The organism is Sphingobium indicum BiD32, assembly GCF_000382885.1.
Classification (GTDB): Bacteria; Pseudomonadota; Alphaproteobacteria; order Sphingomonadales; family Sphingomonadaceae; genus Sphingobium; species Sphingobium japonicum_C.
In genome coordinates this window covers 18,490-38,485 of sequence record NZ_CAVK010000146.1, presented here as the reverse complement: position 1 = coordinate 38,485, position 19,996 = coordinate 18,490, and the positions used below count along the sequence as shown (strand labels likewise).

Here is a 19,996-nt window from a genome sequence, read left to right as displayed (position 1 = left end):
GGACGCGCGCGGCTTAACGGTACGGAGCATCGGCGGCAAGGTTCGCGGCGATCGCGCGTTCCCACTTGTCACCATTTTCAAGGAGCTTGGCCTTGTCATAGATCAGCTCCTCGCGGCTTTCGGTCGCGAACTCGAAGTTCGGCCCTTCCACGACCGCATCCACCGGGCAGGCTTCCTGACAGAAACCGCAATAGATGCACTTGGTCATGTCGATGTCGTAGCGCGTCGTGCGGCGGCTGCCATCCTCGCGCGGCTGCGCCTCGATGGTGATCGCCTGCGCCGGACACACCGCCTCGCACAGCTTGCACGCGATGCAGCGTTCTTCCCCGTTGGGATAGCGACGCAGCGCATGTTCACCGCGGAACCGCGGCGAAATCGGGTTCTTCTCATAGGGATAGTTGATCGTCGCCTTGGGCTTGAAAAAATATTTCAAGGTCAGCCAGTGCGCCTTCACAAACTCCCAGAGGGTGAACGACTTGACGTAATATCCGAGGCTCATTGTGCGCCTCCATAGCGCGTCAGCATGAGGAAGCCCGACACCAGAAAGACGAAGAAGAGCGAGGTCGGCAGGAAGATTTTCCAGCCCAGCCGCATCAACTGGTCATAGCGGTAGCGGGGCACCGTCGCCCTCACCCAGGAGAAGACGAAGAAGAAGAACAGGATTTTGGCGAACAACCACAGGATGCCCGGCACATAATAGAGCGGCGCCCAGTCCACCGGGGGCAGATAACCGCCCCAGAACAGGATGGCGTTCAGCGCGCACATCAGGATGACGTTGGCATATTCGCCCAGCCAGTAGAGCGCGAAGGCCATGGACGAATATTCGGTCTGATAGCCCGCGACCAGCTCGCTTTCCGCTTCGGTCAGGTCGAAGGGTGCGCGCGCGGTTTCGGCCATGGCGGAAATCAGGAACATGATCGCCATCGGGAAGAGCAGCGGGTTGAAGCCGTTCCCGTTCAGGAAGCCATAATAGCCCTTCTGGCTTTCCACGATCGCGGTCAGGTTGAAACTGCCCGCCCACAGCACGACGCAGATCAGGATGAAGCCGATCGAGACTTCATAGCTGATCATCTGCGCGGACGCGCGGATCGCGGAATAGAAGGGATATTTGGAGTTGGACGCCCAGCCCGCGAGCACTACGCCATAAACGCCCAGCGACGAAATCGCGAGAATGTAGAGCAGGCCGACATTGATGTCCGCCAGCACTACGCCGACATCGAACGGCACCACCGCCCAGGCCAGCAGCGCCACCGTGAAAGTGATGATCGGCGCGATGATGAACAGCGCCTTGTTCGCGGCCGACGGGATGATGGTTTCCTGGAGGAAAACCTTGGCTCCGTCCGCAAAGGACTGGAGCAGGCCGAAGGGACCAACCACGTTCGGTCCGCGCCGCAGCGCCATCGCCGCCCAGATCTTGCGATCGGCATAGATGAGCATCGCGACGGCCAGCATCACCGGCAGGGCAATCACGAGGATGCCGATGATGGTCGAGAGGAACCAGGCAACACCGAAAGGCGCGCCCCATGAAACGAAAAGCGCGGTCACTCTGCGGCCTCCGCAAATTCAACCCCATGGACCAGTTCGGCCGAGCATTGCTGCATCGTCGGGCTGGCGCGGCAGATGGCGTTGGTCAGGTAGAAATCCTTGATCGGCGACGCCAGTTCACCGGTCGCGCCGGTGGGCAGCGAAGGCACGGACCAGCCATAATCGGCCAGCCCCTCGACACCCAGCGCAGGCACCGCCTTGACCATCTCGGCGCGCAGTTGCTCGAAGCTGTCGAACGGCAGCGTCGCACCCATGACTTCGGACAGAGCGCGCAGGATCGACCAGTCCTCACGGGCGTCACCCGGCGCGAACACGGCCTTTTCGCCCCGCTGTACGCGGCCTTCCAGATTGACATAGGTGCCCGCCTTTTCGGCATAGCTTGCGCCCGGCAGGATCACGTCCGCCGCGTGCGCGCCCTTGTCGCCATGATGACCGACATAGACTTTGAAGCTGTCGAGGAAGGCGGCATAATCCACCTCGTCCGCGCCCAGCGAGAAGAGCAGCTTCGGCTTGGCCGCAGCCACCGCCTTGATCCCGCCATCCGTCGCATAGCCGAGCATCAGCCCACCCATCCGCGCCGCCGCGAAATGCAGCACATTGTAACCGTTCCAGCTCTCTTTCACGAGGCCCAGCGTCTCGACCAGCGCAAGCGTGTCGCCATGCGCGCCATCCTTGGCCAGCACGCCGCCGCCCACGATCATCGCGGGCCGCGCCGCCTTGCCGAACGCCTCGACCACCGCTTCAGGTAGCTTGGCCAGCAGCGACGCATCATTGCCCAGCCACTCGACCTTGTAAGTCAGGTCAAACTCAGGCCCGACGCCAAATACCTTGGCACCCTTCTTGATCGCCTTGCGCAGCCGCGTGTTCACCAGCGGTGCTTCCCAGCGCAGATTGGTGCCGACCAGCAGAATGACGTCCGCCGTTTCCAGATCAGCCAGCGGCGTGTTGAAAACCACCGACGACAGGCTCGACACGTCATAGGACAGGCCGGTCTGACGCCCTTCGAGCATCGTCCCGCCCAGTTTCTCGACCAGTGCGCGCCCTGCAAACATCGTCTCGCAATCGAGCAGATCGCCCGCGAGTCCCGCAACGCTGCCGCCATGCTGGACAGCAGCGACGGCGGCGAACGCCTCCGCCCAGGTCGCAGGCACCAGCTTGCCGTCCCGCCGCACATAGGGCTTGTCGAGCCGCTTGCGGACCAGACCATCGACATTATGCCGAGTCTTGTCGCTCGCCCATTCCTCGTTCACGTCATCATTGATGCGCGGCACCGCGCGCAGCACCTGACGGCCCCGGCTGTCGAGGCGGATGTTGGTGCCCACCGCATCCATCACGTCGATCGCATGGGTCTTTTTCAGCTCCCACGGCCGCGCCTCGAACGCATAGGGCTTGGCAGTCAGCGCGCCGACCGGGCACAGATCGACCACATTGCCCGACAGCTCGCTCTTGGCGGCATGTTCCAGATAGGTGGTGATCTGCATATTTTCGCCGCGATAGATGGCGCCGATTTCCGGCACGCCCGCCACTTCCTCGGCAAAGCGCACGCAGCGGGTGCACTGGATGCAGCGGGTCATGACCGTCTTGACGATCGGCCCCATATTCTTCTCAGTCACCGCGCGCTTATTCTCGTCATAGCGCGACGCGCCGCGACCATAGGCGACCGACTGGTCCTGCAAATCGCATTCGCCGCCCTGATCGCAAATCGGGCAATCGAGCGGATGGTTGATGAGGAGAAACTCCATCACCCCTTCGCGCGCCTTCTTGACCATTTCGCTGTCGGTGCGGATCTCCTGCCCCTCGGCGGCGGGCAGCGCACAGCTTGCCTGCGGCTTGGGCGGTCCGGGCTTCACCTCGACCAGGCACATGCGGCAATTGCCCGCAATGGACAGCCGCTCATGATAGCAGAAGCGCGGAATTTCCTTCCCCGCCAGCTCGCACGCCTGCAGGACGGTGGCACCCGCCGGAACGTCCAGTTCTACGCCATCAACTTTGACCTTAGGCATGATTACTCCGCAGCCTCCATCATCGGCGCGCCGCCCTTATTGTCATTGATCCGCCGCTCGATTTCAGGCCGGAAATGCCTGATTAGCCCCTGGATCGGCCAGGCCGCCGCGTCGCCCAGCGCGCAGATGGTGTGGCCTTCGACCTGTTTGGTCACCTGATGCAGCATGTCGATTTCGGACAGGTCGGCGTCGCCGGTGCGCAGCCGTTCCATCACCCGCCACATCCAGCCAGTGCCTTCGCGGCATGGCGTGCACTGGCCGCAGCTTTCATGCTTGTAGAAATAGGACAGCCGCGAAATGGCGCGGACGATGTCGGTGGACTTGTCCATGACGATGACGGCGGCAGTGCCAAGGCCGGAGCCGACGGCCTTCAACCCGTCAAAGTCCATCGGCGCGTCCATGATTTCGCGCGCGGGGACCAATGGCACCGACGATCCGCCGGGGATCACCGCCAGCAGATTGTCCCAGCCGCCACGGATACCGCCGCAATGGCGATCGATCAGTTCGCGGAACGGGATCGACATCGATTCCTCGACGACGCAGGGCTTGTTCACATGGCCGCTGATCTGGAACAGCTTGGTGCCGCGATTGCCCTCGCGCCCGAAGCGGTTGAACCAGGCCGCGCCGCGCCGCAGGATCGTCGGGGACACCGCGATACTCTCGACATTGTTGACCGTGGTGGGGCAACCATAAAGCCCCGCGCCCGCCGGGAAAGGCGGCTTCAGGCGGGGCTGGCCCTTCTTGCCTTCCAGGCTTTCGATCTGCGCGGTTTCCTCGCCGCAGATATAGGCGCCCGCGCCGCGATGGACGAACACATCGAAATCATAGCCAGACCCGCAGGCATTTTTGCCCAGGAAGCCCTTGGCATAGGCCTGCTCGACCGCCGCGAACAGCACCTTGGCTTCGTAGATGAACTCGCCACGAATATAGATATAGGCCGCGCGCGCCCGCATCGCGAAGCCCGCGACCAGCGCGCCCTCGATCAGCTTGTGCGGATCGTGGCGGATAATCTCACGGTCCTTGCACGAACCCGGCTCGGATTCGTCGGCGTTGATCACCAGAAAGCTCGGACGGCCGTCCTTGCTTTCCTTGGGCATGAAGCTCCACTTCATGCCGGTCGGGAAGCCCGCACCGCCACGGCCACGCAGGTTCGACGCCTTCATGATGTCGATGATCGCGTCCTGGCCCAGCGCCAGCAGCGCCTTGGTATTATCCCAGTCGCCACGCATGATCGCGGCGTCGATTCCCCAGTCCTGAAAGCCATGGACGTTGGTGAAGATGCGATCCTTGTCCTCCAGCGGGCCGACGAACGGCGGCGGAGCAACAGGGGCGGTGTCGTCGGCCATCAGCGGCCCTTTCCGATCAGTTTTTCAGCCACGAAATAGACAATGACGGCCAGTCCCAGCCCGATGACCAGACCCAGCACCGCACCGATTATCTTGAGCGCGATCACGAACACGATTAGGCCGATGATGATGGCCATCAGGGCGCTCATGCGGCGGCCCCCGATACACAACATCCGTTCGTGTCGAGCGTAGTCGAGACACGCCCGCGCAACGCTAACCGCTTCTCGACTACGCTCGAAGCGAACGGACGTTGGGGAAAAGCCGAACGCTTCACGCCCACGCCCCCCGATAATCATGATTGCCCTCGACCATCTCTTTGAGCGTCGTCGGGCCACCCTCCGGGCAGCTCGTCTGCCGCTCGATCTGCGGCCCGATCTTGGGCTGCCCACCGGCGGCCAGCGTTTCCAGCACCGCGCTCATGCTGTCATAGGTCAGATCCTCGAAATTATCATCGTTGATCTGGACCATCGGCGCATTGGCGCAGGCGCCCAAACACTCGACTTCGGTGAGCGTGAACAGGCCGTCGGGAGTCGTCGCGCCCTTCACCAGCCCCTTGTTCTTGCACGCCGCGAACACATCGTCGGAACCACGCAACATGCAGGGCGTCGTGCCGCACACCTGCACATGATAGCGGCCAACCGGCGCCAGATTATACATGGTGTAGAAGGTCGCGACCTCATAGACGCGCATGTACGGCATATCGAGCTGATCGCCGATATATTCCATCACCGGCACAGGCAGCCAGCCCTGCGTCTGCGTCTCCGCCCCCACCTGCCGCTGGGCCAGATCGAGCAGCGGCATGACCGCAGACTGCTGGCGACCGGCGGGATAGCGGGCGATGATGGTTTTCACCTGTTCGGCATTCTCCGCCGTCCACGCGAAATTGCCCCAGCGCGCGCGGGTTTTGGCTTCATCGGGGATATGGGGTGCGTCAGCCATTGTTTGCCGCCTTCCGCTTCCGCCAGAAATGAACAACCACAAGCCCGATCGAAACAGCTAAGCTCGAAATTACGATTTTGATTGTATCAACGGGTTGATCTTGAACAGCAGAGCGCAAGAAATTGCCTCCGATTATTAAAACTAGAGCAACACCGATGCCCAACAGAAGCGCGCGATTGGATGTCACCGGTCACACTCCCCGAACACGATGTCCATCGAGCCTAGCACCGCGGTGACGTCGGCCAGCATATGGCCCTTCATCATGAAGTCCATCGCCTGCAAATGGCTGAACGCGGTCGGGCGGATCTTGCAGCGATAGGGTTTGTTGCTGCCATCCGCGACCAGATAGACGCCGAATTCGCCCTTGGGGCTTTCGGTCGCGACATAGACTTCGCCGGCGGGCACATGAAAGCCCTCGGTGTAGAGTTTGAAATGATGGATCAGCGCTTCCATCGACCGCTTCATCTCGCCACGCTTGGGCGGCACCACCTTGCGGTCGAAGCTGGCAATCGGCCCTTCGGGCATGTCGTTCAGGCACTGTTTCATGATCCGCGCCGATTGGCGGACCTCCTCCACGCGCACCATGAAGCGATCATAGCAGTCATATTGCGTGCCGACCGGTACGTCGAAATCGACCCGGTCATAGACGTCGTAGGGCTGCGCCTTGCGAATGTCCCACGCAATGCCCGACCCGCGCAGCATCGGGCCGGAAAAGCCCCATTTCAGCGCATCTTCCTTGGACACGATCGCGATATCGACATTGCGCTGCTTGAAGATGCGGTTGTCCGCGACCAGGCTGATCGCATCCTCGAACAGGCGCGGCAAACGGCTGTCGAGCCAGTCGGCAATGTCGGTGAGCAGCTTAAGCGGCACGTCCTGATGCACGCCGCCGGGGCGGAAATAGGCGCTGTGCATCCGCGCGCCCGACGCGCGCTCGAAGAAATTGAGGCAATCCTCGCGAATCTCGAACAGCCACAGGTTGGGCGTCATCGCGCCCACGTCCATGACGTGCGAACCCAGGTTGAGCATATGATTGCAGATGCGGGTCAGTTCCGCGAAGAACACGCGCAGATATTGCGCGCGCAGCGGCACTTCCAGGTTCAGCAGCTTCTCGATCGCCAGCACATAGCTATGCTCCATGCCGAGCGGCGAGCAATAATCGAGCCGGTCAAAATAGGGCAAAGCCTGCAAATAGGTCTTATACTCGATCAGCTTCTCGGTGCCGCGATGCAGCAGCCCGACATGCGGGTCGCAGCGCTCGACGATTTCGCCTTCCAGCTCCATGACGAGGCGCAACACGCCGTGCGCCGCAGGATGCTGCGGGCCGAAGTTGATCGTGTAATTCTGGATTTCCGTGTCGCCATAGGTCGGGTCGGCGGCGTCGGTGCGGTGATCCAGCTTTTCGAGATAATCGGACATTATGCCTTGTCCTCCGGCTTGGCGGCGCCCTTGCCTTCGTCGGTCGCGGCAGCAGGCTTGACGGGCGCGTCCGCCGACTTGACCTGAGACGCCTTGTTCGCCGCTTCGCCAGCGCCGGTGTCGGCCTTCTTCTCGGTGGTCTTGGGCGTCGGTGCGGCAGGCTCGCCTTTGGGCGTCGCTGGCGGCGGCGGCGGAGCAGCGGCTGGCGACGGCGCGCCGGGTGCCTGTGGCGCCTTCTCATCACCCGGCAAGATATATTCCGCGCCTTCCCATGGCGACATGAAGTCGAAGCTGCGGAAGTCCTGCGCCAGCTTCACCGGCTCATAGACGACGCGCTTATCCTCTTCGGAATAGCGCAGCTCGACATAGCCGGTCAGCGGGAAGTCCTTGCGCTGCGGATGGCCCTTGAAGCCATAGTCGGTCAGGATGCGGCGCAGGTCGGTATTACCCTCGAACACCACGCCATACATGTCGAACACTTCGCGCTCCAGCCAGCCCGCAACGGGCCAGATGTGCGTGACGGTCGGCACCGGCAGATCCTCGTCGGTGGATACCTTCACGCGGATGCGGTGATTCCGTGTGACGCTCAGCAGATGATAGGCGACCTCGAACCGTTCGGGACGGTCGGGATAATCGACCCCTGCAATCTCCATCAACTGCTGATACTGCGCGCGGTCGCGCAGCGCCGTCATCGCCTGCGGCAATGCGTCGCGCAGCACGGTGAAGCTCAGCTCATCAACATGATCCACCGTCTCGACCAGCATTGAACCGAGGATCGCCTCGATTTCCTGCACGATCCCGTCGATGGTCGCGATTTTCGGTGCGGAATGGCCCATTTTAACGTTCAATCGTCCCGATCCGGCGAATCTTCCGCTGCAACTGCATCACGCCGTACAACAGCGCTTCAGCCGTCGGCGGGCAACCCGGCACATAGATATCGACCGGCACGATCCGGTCGCAGCCCCGCACTACCGAATAACTATAGTGATAATAGCCACCACCGTTTGCGCACGACCCCATGGAAATCACATATTTCGGTTCCGACATCTGGTCGTAAACCTTGCGCAACGCGGGAGCCATCTTGTTGCACAGCGTGCCCGCGACGATCATCACGTCACTCTGGCGCGGGGATGCGCGTGGCGCGACGCCGAAACGCTCCATGTCGTAACGCGGCATGTTGACGTGGATCATCTCGACCGCGCAGCAGGCGAGGCCAAAGGTCATCCACCACAGCGAACCGGTGCGCGCCCAGGTGAACAGATCCTCGGTCGACGTGACCAGGAAACCCTTGTCATTCACTTCGCTGTTGAGCGAGTTGAAGAAATCCTGATCGGGCTGCGTCCCGACGGGCGGCAATGTGCCGGGCGCCGGGTTATAGAGTTCTACTCCCAATCGAGTGCTCCCTTCTTCCACGCATAGACGAGGCCGAGCACCAGCTCCGCTATGAAAATCATCATCGTCGCCCAACCGGCCCAGCCGATCTGGTCGAGGCTCACCGCCCAGGGAAACAGGAACGCCGCTTCAAGATCGAAGATGATGAAGAGGATCGCCACCAGATAGAAGCGGACGTCGAACTGGCTGCGCGGCTCCTCGAACGCGGGAAAGCCGCATTCATATTCGCTGAGCTTGGCCGGGTCCGGCTTGTGCGCGCCGGTCAGGCGACCCACCAGCATCGGCAGAAAGACGAAAGCGCTGGAGAGCAGCAGCGCGACCCCGAGAAAGATCAGGATCGGCAGATATTGGGCAAGATCGACCAACGTTATCCCCTGGGCGAAAAGGTTGTGGGGGCGCTTTAGGCGCGCTGCATATGCGAAGCAAGGGGCCAGAAGGCTGAGAATGAATCGCAAAAAGGCCAAGTGGTTGAACCGCTTGGCCTAGATGCACTTTAGCGCAGGGCGTTGGCGACCAGCTTGTGCAATTTGCTGTGGATTGCGTCATTGCCCGCAATCACTTCCTTGCGCTCGATCGCCTGATCGCCGCCGCGGAAGTCGGACACAAAACCGCCCGCCTCGCGCACCAGCAACATGCCGGCGGCCACGTCCCAGGGCTGGAGGCCGCTTTCCCAGAAACCATCGTAACGACCCGACGCCACATGGGCGAGATCGAGCGAGGCCGCGCCAAAACGGCGAATCCCCGCGACCGATGGCGCGACAGCGCCGAAAATGCGGGTCCATTGCGCAAAATCGCCATGGCCCATGAAGGGTATGCCAGTCGCAATCAGACATTCGCCCATGTCGCGGCGCGCCGACACGCGCAACCGCTGGTCATGCCGCCATGCGCCACGGCTCTTTTCGGCCCAATAGCTTTCGTCGGAAAAGGGCTGATAGACCAGACCCGTCGTGATCTCGCGCTTGCCACCATAAAGCGGCTCTTCGACCGCGATCGAGATGGCGAAATGCGGGATGCCGTGCAGGAAATTGGTGGTGCCATCGAGCGGATCGATGATCCAGCGCGGCTTGGTCGGATCTCCCTCGATCACCCCGCCCTCTTCCAGTAGGAAACCCCAGTCGGGCCGCGCCTTCTGCAATTCCTCCACCAGCGTCTTTTCCGACTGCTGGTCGGCCTTGGACACGAAATCGGCTGGCCCCTTGCGCGACACCTGAAGATGCTCGACCTCGCCAAAATCGCGACGCAGCTTGGAGCCGGCTTTACGCGCGGCGCGTTCCATGACGGTGAGAAGGCCTGAGTGGGATGCCATATTACTGTCTTTCTCCCCTCCCGCTGGCGGGAGGGGTCGGGGGAGGGCATGTGACGGAGACGGCGCGACACGCCCTCCCCTAACCCCTCCCGCACGCGGGAGGGGGACTTTAAGGCCGCGTCAGTCCGCGCGCTTCACATATTCGCGGGCGTACACGTCCACGACGATGCGCGTGCCGCTGACGATGTGCGGCGGCACCATGACGCGCACGCCATTGTCGAGGATCGCGGGCTTGTAGCTGGCAGAGGCGGTCTGCCCCTTCACCACGGCGTCGGCTTCCACCACGGTCGCTTCGATCGTGTCGGGCAGCTGCACCGAAATCGGCCGTTCTTCATACATTTCCAGCGTCACTTCCATGCCGTCCTGCAGGAAGTCGGCGGCATCGCCCAGCAATTCGATCGGCAGGTTGATCTGTTCGTACGTCTCATTGTCCATGAAAACGAGCATGTCGCCTTCGGCATAGAGATATTGGAAATCCTTGGTATCCAGCCGGATGCGCTCGACGCTCTCGGCGGAGCGGAAGCGGACATTATTCTTGCGGCCGTCGATCAGGTTTTTCAGCTCCACCTGCATATAGGCGCCGCCCTTGCCGGGCTGGGTGTGCTGAATCTTGACAGCGCGCCACAGGCCGCCCTCATATTCGATATTGTTGCCGGGACGAATGTCCACGCCGCTGATCTTCATGGGAAGAGCCTGCCTGTATGTCTGTGGTGAAAAGAGCCGCGCCTTCGTTAAAAAGGCTGGGCGGGCCAATACAGACAGACGGGCCGCAGGGCAAGAGGGCCGTCAACGCGGCGGCATCAGCAGGGGATAAGGGTTGACCGCCCGCCCGCCATGCCATGGCTCGCCCGGCGCGATGGCGTGGACCGCGAAATGAAGATGCGGCCCTGCGGGATTGGCATTGCCACTACTCCCCACACGCGCGATCCGTTGCCCGCGCCGGACGACAAGCCCTTCGCGCACGCCAGGTGCGTAGCCATCCAGATGCGCATAATAATAGAGGGCGCGCCGGTCGGGCGAACGCAGATAGAGCGTCCGCCCGCCCGCCTCGCTCCAGAACAGTTTTTCGATCCGCCCGTCCCCCGCCGCGATTACCGGACTGCCACGCGGTGCCATGATGTCGATCGCGTCGTGGGGCCGCGCACCGCCCTCGCGTGCCTGCCTGAACGTGTCGGCCAATGCGCTGGACGGGACGCCCTCAACCGGGATCGCCAGCGCGCCGCCTCCGTCCACAATCTCGCTCGTCGACACAGGCGCATCGGCAGGCACGATCCGCACGCAAAAATGCGCGAAAGCAACGCAGGCCAGCAAGGCCAGCGCCGCCCCGCCCCACCCGCGCGCACTCAACCTCACGGTTGGAACAGCGCTTTCATGCTGCCCTGCACCATCTGCGCCAGCCGCGCCGCGTCCCAATTGGTCAGGCGGATGCAGCCATGGCTCTGCGTCCGGCCGATATTTTGCGGCTCCGGCGTGCCGTGGATGCCATAATGATCCTTCGACAGGTCGATCCACACCACACCCACCGGGCCGTTGGGACCCGGCTTGAGCACCGCCTTCTCATCCTTGGCCGCCGCGTCCCAGAACAGGTCGGGATTATAGTGGAAGTCGGGATTGCGGCTGACGCCCTTCACGGTCCAGTTGCCGATCGGCAGCGGATCATGCTGCGACCCGGTCGTCGCGGGAAATTGCGCGATCATCTCGTCGTTGGCGTCATAGACTTTGAGTAGCCCTTCGGACTTGTCGACGACGATATGATCGGCCCTGGGCTGGTCCTTCGCCACCGCCAGACCGGCCAGCGTCTCGCCCCAGCCGCGCTCATCGCCCTCGATCGTGGCGACCGGCTGGTTGGCGATGGCGGGCACGCGGATGCTCGTTCCCGCTCCCACTTTGGTGCCCGGCGGGTTCAGCGCGACCAGCACTTCAGGCGTCGTATGAAACCGCTCCGCCAGCTTCTCCAGCAGGTTGCGATAGGACAGAGCGGGCAGCTTCGCCTGTTCGTTCAGCCCTTTGGGCAAGACCGCAAACGGCCCGCGCGCAAAGCCCTCCGGCACTTGCACAATCCAGGTCGCGGGCGGCGGCGCATCGCCCAATAATGCCTTGGCCGTCGCCTCATCATATTGTCCATTGGGCGTCAGCCCGCGCGCCTGCTGGAAGCCGGTGAGCGCCTTGGTAAAGGACATGCCTTCCCTGCCATCCAGCACGCCGGGCGAAAAACCCGCCCGATCAAGCGCAACCTGCGCTTGCAGGATAGAATCCACCCGCGCTGGCGCTCCAGCCGGTTCTGGCTGCACGACAAAGGCATAGGGATCGGCGGCACTTTGCGCACCGGATTTCTGTTCCGGCGTGGCAGGCTGGCTTTCATTCGCATCGGTCACCGACACGTTGCAGGCAGAACAGAACAGGGCGATCAGCAGCACGGATTGTTTCAAGGCACGCTCTCCATCAGATAGAAAGCGTAACGCCCCGACCCATCAAAAAGCTGCTTCGTCCTGTTTATGCCAGTTCAAGCGCCGCATGCGCCTTGGCCCGCGCACGCCAGGCGTGGAGCAGCGGCTCGGTATAGCCATTGGGCTGCGCAACCCCTTCAAACACCAGCGCCCGCGCCGCCTGGAATGCCAGGCTGTCGGCCTCCCGCCCGCTCATCGGCTGATAGAGCGGATCGCCCGCATTTTGCGCATCGACCTTGGCCGCCATCCGCGTCAGCGCCGCATCGACCTGGGCCGCTGTGCAAACGCCATGCAGCAGCCAGTTGGCCATATGCTGCGATGAAATCCGCAACGTCGCACGATCCTCCATCAGGCCGATGTCGTGAATGTCGAGAACCTTGGAACAGCCAACCCCCTGGTCGATCCAGCGAACGACATAACCCAATATGCCCTGTGCATTATTGTCCAGTTCCTCGGCAATCTCCTCCTCGGACCAGTTGCGCCCGGTCGCGACCGGGATGGCCAGCAGCCGGTCGAGCGAGGCAATCCCCTCGGCCTTGCGCTCTTCCTGCCGCGCGAAAACGTCGATCCGGTGATAATGGGTCGCGTGCAGCGTCGCGGCGGTGGGCGAAGGCACCCATGCCGTGTTCGCCCCCGTCCTGGGATGCCCGGCCTTCTGCTCCAGCATGTCGGCCATGCGATCGGGCGCGGCCCACATCCCCTTGCCGATCTGCGCCCGGCCCGACAATCCGCAGGCAAGGCCGATCTGGACATTGCGATCCTCATAGGCCGCAATCCAGTCGCTGCTCTTCATCTCGCCCTTGCGGATCATCGGCCCGGCCTGCATCGACGTGTGCATCTCGTCCCCGGTACGGTCGAGGAAGCCGGTGTTGATGAAAACGATCCGGTCGCGAACGGCATGGATACAGGCGGCCAGATTGGCCGACGTCCGCCGTTCCTCGTCCATCACGCCGACTTTCAATGTGTGGCGCGTCATCCCCAGCACGTCCTCGATGGCGTCGAACAGGCTGTTGGTGAACGCCGCCTCCTCCGGCCCGTGCATCTTGGGCTTGACGATATAGACGCTGCCCGCGCGGCTATTGCCGCCTTCACGCTGCAAATCATGCATCGCGATCAGGCTGGTGACGATGCCGTCCAATATGCCTTCGGGCGCTTCGCTGCCGTCCGCCAGCAATATCGCGGGCGTCGTCATCAGATGGCCGACATTGCGGACGAACAACAGGCTGCGCCCCGGCAGGGTGAAGCCGTCACCGTCCGGCGCGGTATAGGCACGATCAGGATTGAGCGCGCGGGTCATCATGGCCCCGCCCTTCTCGAACGTCTCGGTCAGGTCGCCCTTCATCAGCCCCAGCCAGTTGGCATAGGCCGCAACCTTGTCCTCCGCATCGACCGCCGCAACCGAATCCTCCAGATCGCATATCGCGGTCAGTGCCGATTCCAGGATGACGTCGGCTATGCCCGCCGGATCGGTCGCGCCGATCGGATGCGCACTATCGAAAACAACCTCGATATGCAGGCCATTATGGCGGAACAGACGCCCCCTGGCGCTCCGCCCCAAATATTGCGCGGGATCGGCCAGTATGATCTCGTCACCCGCCAAGTCAGTCCAACTGCCCTTGGCCAGCGGAATGGCATCGTCCAGAAACGCCTTGGCCCAGCCGATGACCTGCGCCCCGCGCGCGGCGTCATAGCCCTTACCCGCAGCAGTGCCGGGAATGGCATCGGTGCCATAGAGCGCATCATAGAGGCTCCCCCAGCGCGCATTGGCCGCGTTCAGCAGGAAGCGGGCATTCAAAATAGGGACGACCAGCTGCGGCCCCGCCAGCCGCGCGACCTCGTCATCGACATTCTCGCTGCCGATCGTGAAGGGGGCAGGTTCGGCGACCAGATAGCCAATATCGCGCAAAAACGCCTCATAGGCGGCGCCATCATGCGGCTGCCCGGCGCGCTGTTCGTGCCAGCTGTCGATCTGCGCCTGCATCGTGTCGCGCTTGCGCAGCAACGCGATATTATGGGGCGTGAAACGCGCGAAAATATCCGCCGTCCCGGCCCAGAAAGCGTCGGGTGCAATCCCGGTGCCGGGCAGCGCCTGACTGTCGATAAAATCGGCGAGCGATGCTGCGACCTGAAGGCCGGCCTTGTCGATCATGGCTTCGATCATGCGTTCGGTCATCATTCCACTCCTTGATTGCCGACAATCATAGACTTTTCCCATTATGTCGTATATTCACTATTATACGAACACAGTCTTTCTCATGGTGAATGAATATGATGGACCCCGACCATGAGCTGTTCACGGCCATAGTGGACGATGGCGGCCTCGCCGCCGCGGGCCGCCGCCTGCATATTTCGCCGGCCATGATGTCCAAGCGTCTTGCCCGGCTGGAAGAGCGGCTGGGCGCGCGGTTGATTCATCGCACCACCCGTCGCCTCGCGCTGACCCCGGCTGGCGAACGGCTCCATGCCGACCTGCGCACCATATTGGCCGCGCTTGACGAAGCCGAACGGCGCGTGTCGGGCGTGTCCGCCATCGCCGCCGGGCCGCTGCGCGTCACCGCGCCCACCTCCTTTGGCCGCCTCCACCTCGCGCCCTGGCTCCCGCGCTTCCTCGACGATCACCCCCGCGTCGACCTGACGCTCAACCTGTCCGACGATTTCGCCGACCTGATCGAGGCGCGCGCGGACCTCGCCATCCGCATCACTGCCGATCCCGGCCCGACGCTCACCGCCCGCCGCCTCGCCACCAACCGTCGTATCCTGTGCGCCGCGCCCGCCTATCTCGATCGGTTCGGCACGCCCCGCCGCATCGCTAACCTCAAAGCCCACCGCCTGCTCGCCGCCGACGGCCAGATGCCCTGGCGGCTGGTCGGGCCAAAGGGGCAGATCATGGTCGAAGGCCGCAGCCATGTCCGCACCAACAGCAGCGAAGTCGTCCGCGAAATCGCGCTGGCAGGCGGCGGCATCGCGCTGCGCTCGCTCTGGGACATTAGCGACGCTCTGGCGCGCGGCGAAGTTCGGCAGATTTTGCCGGATTTTGAGGGGTCAGCCGACGTCGGCCTGTTCGCGGTGCAATTGCCGCAGCATAATCCGCCGCTCGCCATCACCGCCTTTGTCGATTTTCTTGTCCAACTCTATGTGCCGACCCCGCCCTGGGAGCGCTCGGCCATTGCCCCCGGCGCGCAGCCTCTCTAAGGGCACCCCATGGACGATAATACCCGCCGCGCCGCGCTCGACTATCACCGCTTCCCCCGGCCGGGAAAGCTCCGCATCGAACCGACCAAGCGAATGGTCAACCAGCGCGATCTGGCGCTGGCCTATTCGCCCGGTGTCGCCGCGCCCTGCATGGAGATCGCTGCCGATCCCGACAAGGCGCTCGATTATACCGCGCGTGGCAATCTGGTCGCGGTCATCACCAACGGCACCGCCGTGCTGGGCCTGGGCGCGATCGGCGCACTGGCGTCCAAACCGGTGATGGAGGGCAAGGCCGTCCTCTTCAAGAAATTCGCTGACATCGACGTGTTCGATATCGAGATCGACACGACCGACGCGGACAAGTTCGTCGAAGCCGTCGCGCTGATGGAGCCGACCTTCGGCGGCATCAACCTTGAGGATATCAAGGCGCCCGAATGTTTCGCGATCGAGGCGCGGCTGAAGGAACGGATGAACATCCCGGTCTTTCATGACGATCAGCATGGCACCGCCATCGTCGTCGCCGCCGCCGTTCGCAACGCGCTGGTGTTGCAGGGCAAAACGCTGGCCGATGCCAAGCTGGTGACATCGGGCGCGGGCGCGGCAGCCCTCGCCTGCGTCGATCTGCTCGTGTCGATGGGCCTGCCGGTCGACAATGTGACGATGACCGACAAGGATGGCGTCATCCATTCGGGCCGCGAAGGCATGTTGCCCAACATGGCGCGCTACGCCCGCGTCACCAACGCCCGCACCCTGCCCGACGTGCTGCCCGGCGCCAACCTGTTCCTGGGCCTCTCCGCCCCCGGCGTGCTGAAGCCCGAATGGCTGCCGCTGATGGCCCCCAATCCGCTGATCTTCGCGCTCGCCAACCCGGAACCCGAAATCCGCCCCGAAGCTGCGCGGGAGGTTCGCCCAGACGCGATCATCGCCACCGGCCGCTCTGACTATCCCAATCAGGTCAATAACGTCCTGTGCTTCCCCTATATCTTCCGGGGCGCTCTGGACGTGGGCGCGACCCAGATCAACGAAGCGATGAAGGCCGCCGCCGCCGAAGCCATTGCCGGCCTCGCCCGCCTGCCCGCGCATGACAGCGTGGCGCAGGCTTATGGCGGCCAGAAGCTGGTGTTCGGCCCGGACTATATCATCCCCACCCCGTTCGACCCGCGCCTGATCGGGGAGATCGCCCCTGCCGTGGCGAAGGCGGCGATGGACAGCGGCGTTGCCCGCCGTCCGATCGACCTGGACGACTATAAGCGCAGCCTTTCGCGCCAGAGCGCCCGGTCGGGCCAGCTGATGATGCCGGTGTTCGAGGCAGCCCGTGGCGGCGGCCGTCGTATCGCATATGGGGAAGGCGAGGATGAGCGCGTACTGCGCGCCATTCAGGATGCACTGGACGAAGGCATCGTCCGCCCTGTCATCGTCGCGCGCCGCCGCATCCTCAACCAGAAGCTACCGGACCTGGGCCTGCGTTTCCAACTGGACCGCGATGTCGAGGTGATCGACCCGGAAACCGATCATCTGGTCATGGGCGAACTGGTCGAAGCCTATCGCGCCGTCGCCTCGCGCCGGGGCGTGCCTGCCGCTGAAGTCGTGCGCCATGTCTATCGCCGCCCCACCGTGACTGCCGCCTTGCTGCTGCGTACCGGCCGGGTCGATGCTGCGCTGGTCGGGGGCAACAGCGAATATTGGGGCCAGGTCGAGCATGTGATGCGCATCATCGACCGGGTGCCGGGGCAGAGCCGAGTCTATGCGCTGTCGGGCCTGATCCTGGACGCAGGCGCACTGTTCATCACCGACACCCATATGGTGCCCGATCCGACACCCGAACAGATTGCCGAAATGACATTGCTGGCGGCAACCGAATTGCTCAATTTCGGCCTGACCCCGCGCGCTGCCCTGCTGTCCCACTCCAACTTCGGCGCGTCGCACAGCAACAGCGCGCGCAAGATGCGATCGGCGCTCAAACTGGTGCGCGAAGCTGCGCCCGAACTGATGGTCGATGGCGAAATGCACGCCGACGCCGCGCTCAGCCAGTCCCTGAGGGAGCGCCTCATTCCCGATTCGCGCTTTGAAGGCCCGGCCAATCTGCTGGTCATGCCCAATCTCGACGCTGCCAATATCACCCTGACGGCGCTTTCCGCTTCCTCCAGCTCACCCACGGTCGGGCCGATGCTGATGGGCCTGAAACAGCCGATCCATGTGCTGACCCCCGGCGTCACGTCGCGCGGCATCCTGAACCTCACCGCCATCGCGGCGGCGGAAGTCGCGCGCGAAGGCTGAGCTTAACCTTTTGGCGCTACGGTCGCGCCGACTGGACATAAGCGAGGACGGACATGGCGGGATTGTTCAAGGCGCTGGCGAAAAGCGCCGGACCCAAGCTGGCGATCGGCGCAGGGCTGGCGGGCGTCGGCCTGCTGGTGACCAACTGGATCGACCGGCCCGCCGCCGAGGACACGGCCCCTGCGGCACAAGCCACCGCCGCGCCTGTCCCTGCGCCCGCCAAACCGGTCGAACGCAGCAGCGATCAGGGCATAGCGGTCGATCCTGCCGCGCTGCGGGTCAGGCGGGTGCTGAAGATTGACGGACCGTTCCGTCATGGCGACTATGCCTGGGACGAAAATGGCGCGCCCGCGACCGGCCCGGTCATCATCACCGTCGATCTGCGCGCGCAAACCCTGTCCGTGTTCCGCGCAGGCTACGAGATTGGCGCAGCCGTTATCCTCTATGGCGCGACCGACAAACCCAGCCCGCTGGGTGCCTTCCCGATCATGGCGAAACATGCCGATTATTATTCGCGCACCTATGACAATGCGCCCATGCCCTTTGCCCAGCGCCTGACCAACGATGGCGTGTTCATCCACGGCAGCGACGTGCAATGGGGCCGCGGCACCCATGGCTGCATCGGCGTTCCGAAAGAATTTGCCCAAAAACTGTTCGGCGTCACAAAGCCGGGCGATCTGGTCGTCATCACCAACGGCAAGATGCTGGACGTCAGCAAGGCACAAGTCGGCGCGTGAACCTGCGTTAAAAATCCTCCCCTTGCAGGGGAGGATGCCGAAATTGCCTCCATTGCGCGCCAAGACGCCGCACTTGCAATAAACTCACCTGCCCTAACCCTTGACCAGCACTGTCATGGGGACCATTTGCCACGCTCACTCTTTATTGCATTGCAGCATGGAGCCAGGCCATGGGCACACGCCCCCATCAGGCGCACCCCGCCCTCGTCCTTTTCGCGCTGTCGGTCGGTGCTTTTGCCATCGGGACGACAGAATTTGCGGCGATGAGCCTGCTGCCCTTCTTCGCCCGCGATCTGGGCATAGACGCGCCAACCGCTGGCCACGCGATCAGTGCCTATGCACTGGGCGTCGTAGCAGGCGCACCGGTCATCGCCGCCTTTGGCGCGCGCCTGCCGCGCCGCACCTTGCTCATCGGCCTGATGGCGATGTTCGCGGTGGGTAACGGCCTGTCCGCCCTATCCCCCAGCTATGGCTGGATGCTTGCCTTCCGCTTCCTCAGCGGTGTGCCGCACGGCGCCTATTTCGGGGTCGCCGCGCTGGTTGCCGCCAGTCTGGTGCCGATCGAAAGGCGCGCGCAGGCGATCGCACGGGTCATGTCGGGCCTGACCATCGCCACCGTCATCGGCGTGCCGGTCGCCAACTGGATGGGACAGGCGATGGGCTGGCGCTCCGGCTTCTTCGTGGTAACCGCGCTCACCATCACGACAATGACGCTGGTGGCCCTCTACGCGCCACGCGACGCGGGCGATCCCAGGGCAAGTCCCGCACGCGAACTGGGCGCTCTGGCCAAACCACAGGTGTGGCTGACGCTGCTGACCGGCGCGATCGGCTTTGGCGGCCTGTTTGCGGTCTATACCTTCGTCGCGTCGACCATGATGGAAGTGACCCATGTTTCCCCCGCCTGGGTGCCGGTGGTGCTGGCCATTTTCGGCATTGGCCTGACGATCGGCAATCTCGTCTCGGCCTGGCTGGCTGACCGCTCGCTCAACCGCACCGTCATCGGCGTCACCCTGTGGAGCGCCGTCGCGCTGGCGCTCTTCCCCTTCATGGCGGGCAATATCTGGACGCTCTGCCTCAGCATCTTCCTGATCGGCGCGGGCGGTGGTCTTGGCACGCCATTACAGGCGCGCTTGATGGACGTGTCGGGTGATGCCCAGACCCTGGCGGCGGCGCTCCACCACAGCGCCTTCAACATCGCCAATGCGCTTGGCCCATGGCTCGGCGGCCTGTCGATCGCGGCGGGCTATGGCCTCACCTCGACCGGCTGGATTGGCGCTGCGCTGTCGCTGGGTGGTCTTGGCATCTTCCTGCTGTCGGTCGGGCTGGAACGACGCTCAACCCGCCTTGTCGCCATCCCCTGCGAATAAGCCGCTTTCGCCCTGCCCCGCCGCCG

The 19,996-nt window shown here is 63.4% G+C and carries 19 protein-coding genes; 4 read left to right on the top strand and 15 right to left on the bottom strand.

From position 1 onward, the window contains the following. Positions 1-13: 13 nt before the first annotated feature. From nuoI to EBBID32_RS14735, 15 genes are all read right to left on the bottom strand, one after another. Positions 14-499 (bottom strand): NADH-quinone oxidoreductase subunit NuoI, encoded by a 486-nt coding sequence (gene nuoI, locus EBBID32_RS14800; RefSeq protein ID WP_006959720.1) that lies wholly within the window; start codon positions 497-499, stop codon positions 14-16. After that, positions 496-1,545: an NADH-quinone oxidoreductase subunit NuoH gene (nuoH, locus tag EBBID32_RS14795; RefSeq protein ID WP_006959718.1), complete on the bottom strand. Its 1,050-nt coding sequence runs from the start codon at positions 1,543-1,545 to the stop codon at positions 496-498. The genes nuoI and nuoH overlap by 4 nt, the downstream gene beginning before the upstream one ends. Then, positions 1,542-3,548, bottom strand: a complete 2,007-nt coding sequence (nuoG, locus tag EBBID32_RS14790; RefSeq protein ID WP_006959716.1) for an NADH-quinone oxidoreductase subunit NuoG — start codon at positions 3,546-3,548, stop codon at positions 1,542-1,544. Before nuoG ends, nuoH begins: the two co-directional genes overlap by 4 nt. Before the next feature lie 2 nt (positions 3,549-3,550). Continuing rightward, the gene (gene nuoF, locus EBBID32_RS14785) at positions 3,551-4,894 is read right to left on the bottom strand and encodes an NADH-quinone oxidoreductase subunit NuoF (RefSeq protein ID WP_006959713.1); all 1,344 of its coding nucleotides are present in this window, start codon (positions 4,892-4,894) and stop codon (positions 3,551-3,553) included. Beyond that, positions 4,894-5,031 carry a hypothetical protein gene (locus EBBID32_RS24595; RefSeq protein ID WP_006959711.1) on the bottom strand — a complete coding sequence of 46 codons (138 nt, stop codon included), beginning with the start codon at positions 5,029-5,031 and terminating at the stop codon, positions 4,894-4,896. The genes nuoF and EBBID32_RS24595 overlap by 1 nt, the downstream gene beginning before the upstream one ends. A gap of 133 nt (positions 5,032-5,164) precedes the next feature. Further along, positions 5,165-5,833 (bottom strand): complex I 24 kDa subunit family protein, encoded by a 669-nt coding sequence (locus tag EBBID32_RS14780; RefSeq protein WP_006959709.1) that lies wholly within the window; start codon positions 5,831-5,833, stop codon positions 5,165-5,167. A gap of 183 nt (positions 5,834-6,016) precedes the next feature. Continuing rightward, the gene (locus EBBID32_RS14775) at positions 6,017-7,252 is read right to left on the bottom strand and encodes an NADH-quinone oxidoreductase subunit D (RefSeq protein ID WP_006959707.1); all 1,236 of its coding nucleotides are present in this window, start codon (positions 7,250-7,252) and stop codon (positions 6,017-6,019) included. Beyond that, positions 7,252-8,088 carry an NADH-quinone oxidoreductase subunit C gene (locus EBBID32_RS14770; protein ID WP_006959705.1) on the bottom strand — a complete coding sequence of 279 codons (837 nt, stop codon included), beginning with the start codon at positions 8,086-8,088 and terminating at the stop codon, positions 7,252-7,254. The genes EBBID32_RS14775 and EBBID32_RS14770 overlap by 1 nt, the downstream gene beginning before the upstream one ends. A 1-nt stretch (position 8,089) precedes the next feature. Beyond that, the gene (locus EBBID32_RS14765) at positions 8,090-8,644 is read right to left on the bottom strand and encodes a NuoB/complex I 20 kDa subunit family protein (protein WP_006959703.1); all 555 of its coding nucleotides are present in this window, start codon (positions 8,642-8,644) and stop codon (positions 8,090-8,092) included. Beyond that, positions 8,635-9,009 (bottom strand): NADH-quinone oxidoreductase subunit A, encoded by a 375-nt coding sequence (locus EBBID32_RS14760; protein WP_006959701.1) that lies wholly within the window; start codon positions 9,007-9,009, stop codon positions 8,635-8,637. The genes EBBID32_RS14765 and EBBID32_RS14760 overlap by 10 nt, the downstream gene beginning before the upstream one ends. A 128-nt stretch (positions 9,010-9,137) precedes the next feature. Next, the gene (locus EBBID32_RS14755) at positions 9,138-9,950 is read right to left on the bottom strand and encodes an inositol monophosphatase family protein (RefSeq protein ID WP_037490947.1); all 813 of its coding nucleotides are present in this window, start codon (positions 9,948-9,950) and stop codon (positions 9,138-9,140) included. Between the two features lie 120 nt (positions 9,951-10,070). Then, the gene (gene efp, locus EBBID32_RS14750; RefSeq protein ID WP_006959697.1) at positions 10,071-10,634 is read right to left on the bottom strand and encodes an elongation factor P; all 564 of its coding nucleotides are present in this window, start codon (positions 10,632-10,634) and stop codon (positions 10,071-10,073) included. A gap of 102 nt (positions 10,635-10,736) precedes the next feature. Continuing rightward, entirely contained in the window at positions 10,737-11,297 is a 561-nt protein-coding gene (locus EBBID32_RS14745; protein WP_006959695.1) for a M23 family metallopeptidase, read from the bottom strand. 2 nt (positions 11,298-11,299) lie between these two features. Further along, a complete protein-coding gene (locus EBBID32_RS14740) occupies positions 11,300-12,379 on the bottom strand; it encodes a L,D-transpeptidase family protein (protein ID WP_006959693.1) in 1,080 nt (359 codons plus the stop codon). Positions 12,380-12,443: 64 nt separating this feature from the next. Beyond that, a complete protein-coding gene (locus EBBID32_RS14735) occupies positions 12,444-14,573 on the bottom strand; it encodes a malate synthase G (RefSeq protein ID WP_006959691.1) in 2,130 nt (709 codons plus the stop codon). A 92-nt stretch (positions 14,574-14,665) separates the two neighbouring features. Here EBBID32_RS14735 and EBBID32_RS14730 point away from each other — a divergent pair, with 92 nt between their 5' ends. The 4 genes from EBBID32_RS14730 (at position 14,666) to EBBID32_RS14715 (ending at position 19,970) form a co-directional block, all read left to right on the top strand. Next, positions 14,666-15,589 carry a LysR family transcriptional regulator gene (locus EBBID32_RS14730; RefSeq protein ID WP_037490939.1) on the top strand — a complete coding sequence of 308 codons (924 nt, stop codon included), beginning with the start codon at positions 14,666-14,668 and terminating at the stop codon, positions 15,587-15,589. A 9-nt stretch (positions 15,590-15,598) separates the two neighbouring features. After that, complete coding sequence (locus EBBID32_RS14725) at positions 15,599-17,866, top strand: NADP-dependent malic enzyme (RefSeq protein WP_006959687.1); 2,268 nt, start codon at positions 15,599-15,601, stop codon at positions 17,864-17,866. Between the two features lie 53 nt (positions 17,867-17,919). Further along, entirely contained in the window at positions 17,920-18,603 is a 684-nt protein-coding gene (locus EBBID32_RS14720) for a L,D-transpeptidase family protein (protein ID WP_006959685.1), read from the top strand. A gap of 170 nt (positions 18,604-18,773) precedes the next feature. After that, the gene (locus tag EBBID32_RS14715; RefSeq protein ID WP_006959682.1) at positions 18,774-19,970 is read left to right on the top strand and encodes an MFS transporter; all 1,197 of its coding nucleotides are present in this window, start codon (positions 18,774-18,776) and stop codon (positions 19,968-19,970) included. Positions 19,971-19,996: the final 26 nt, after the last annotated feature.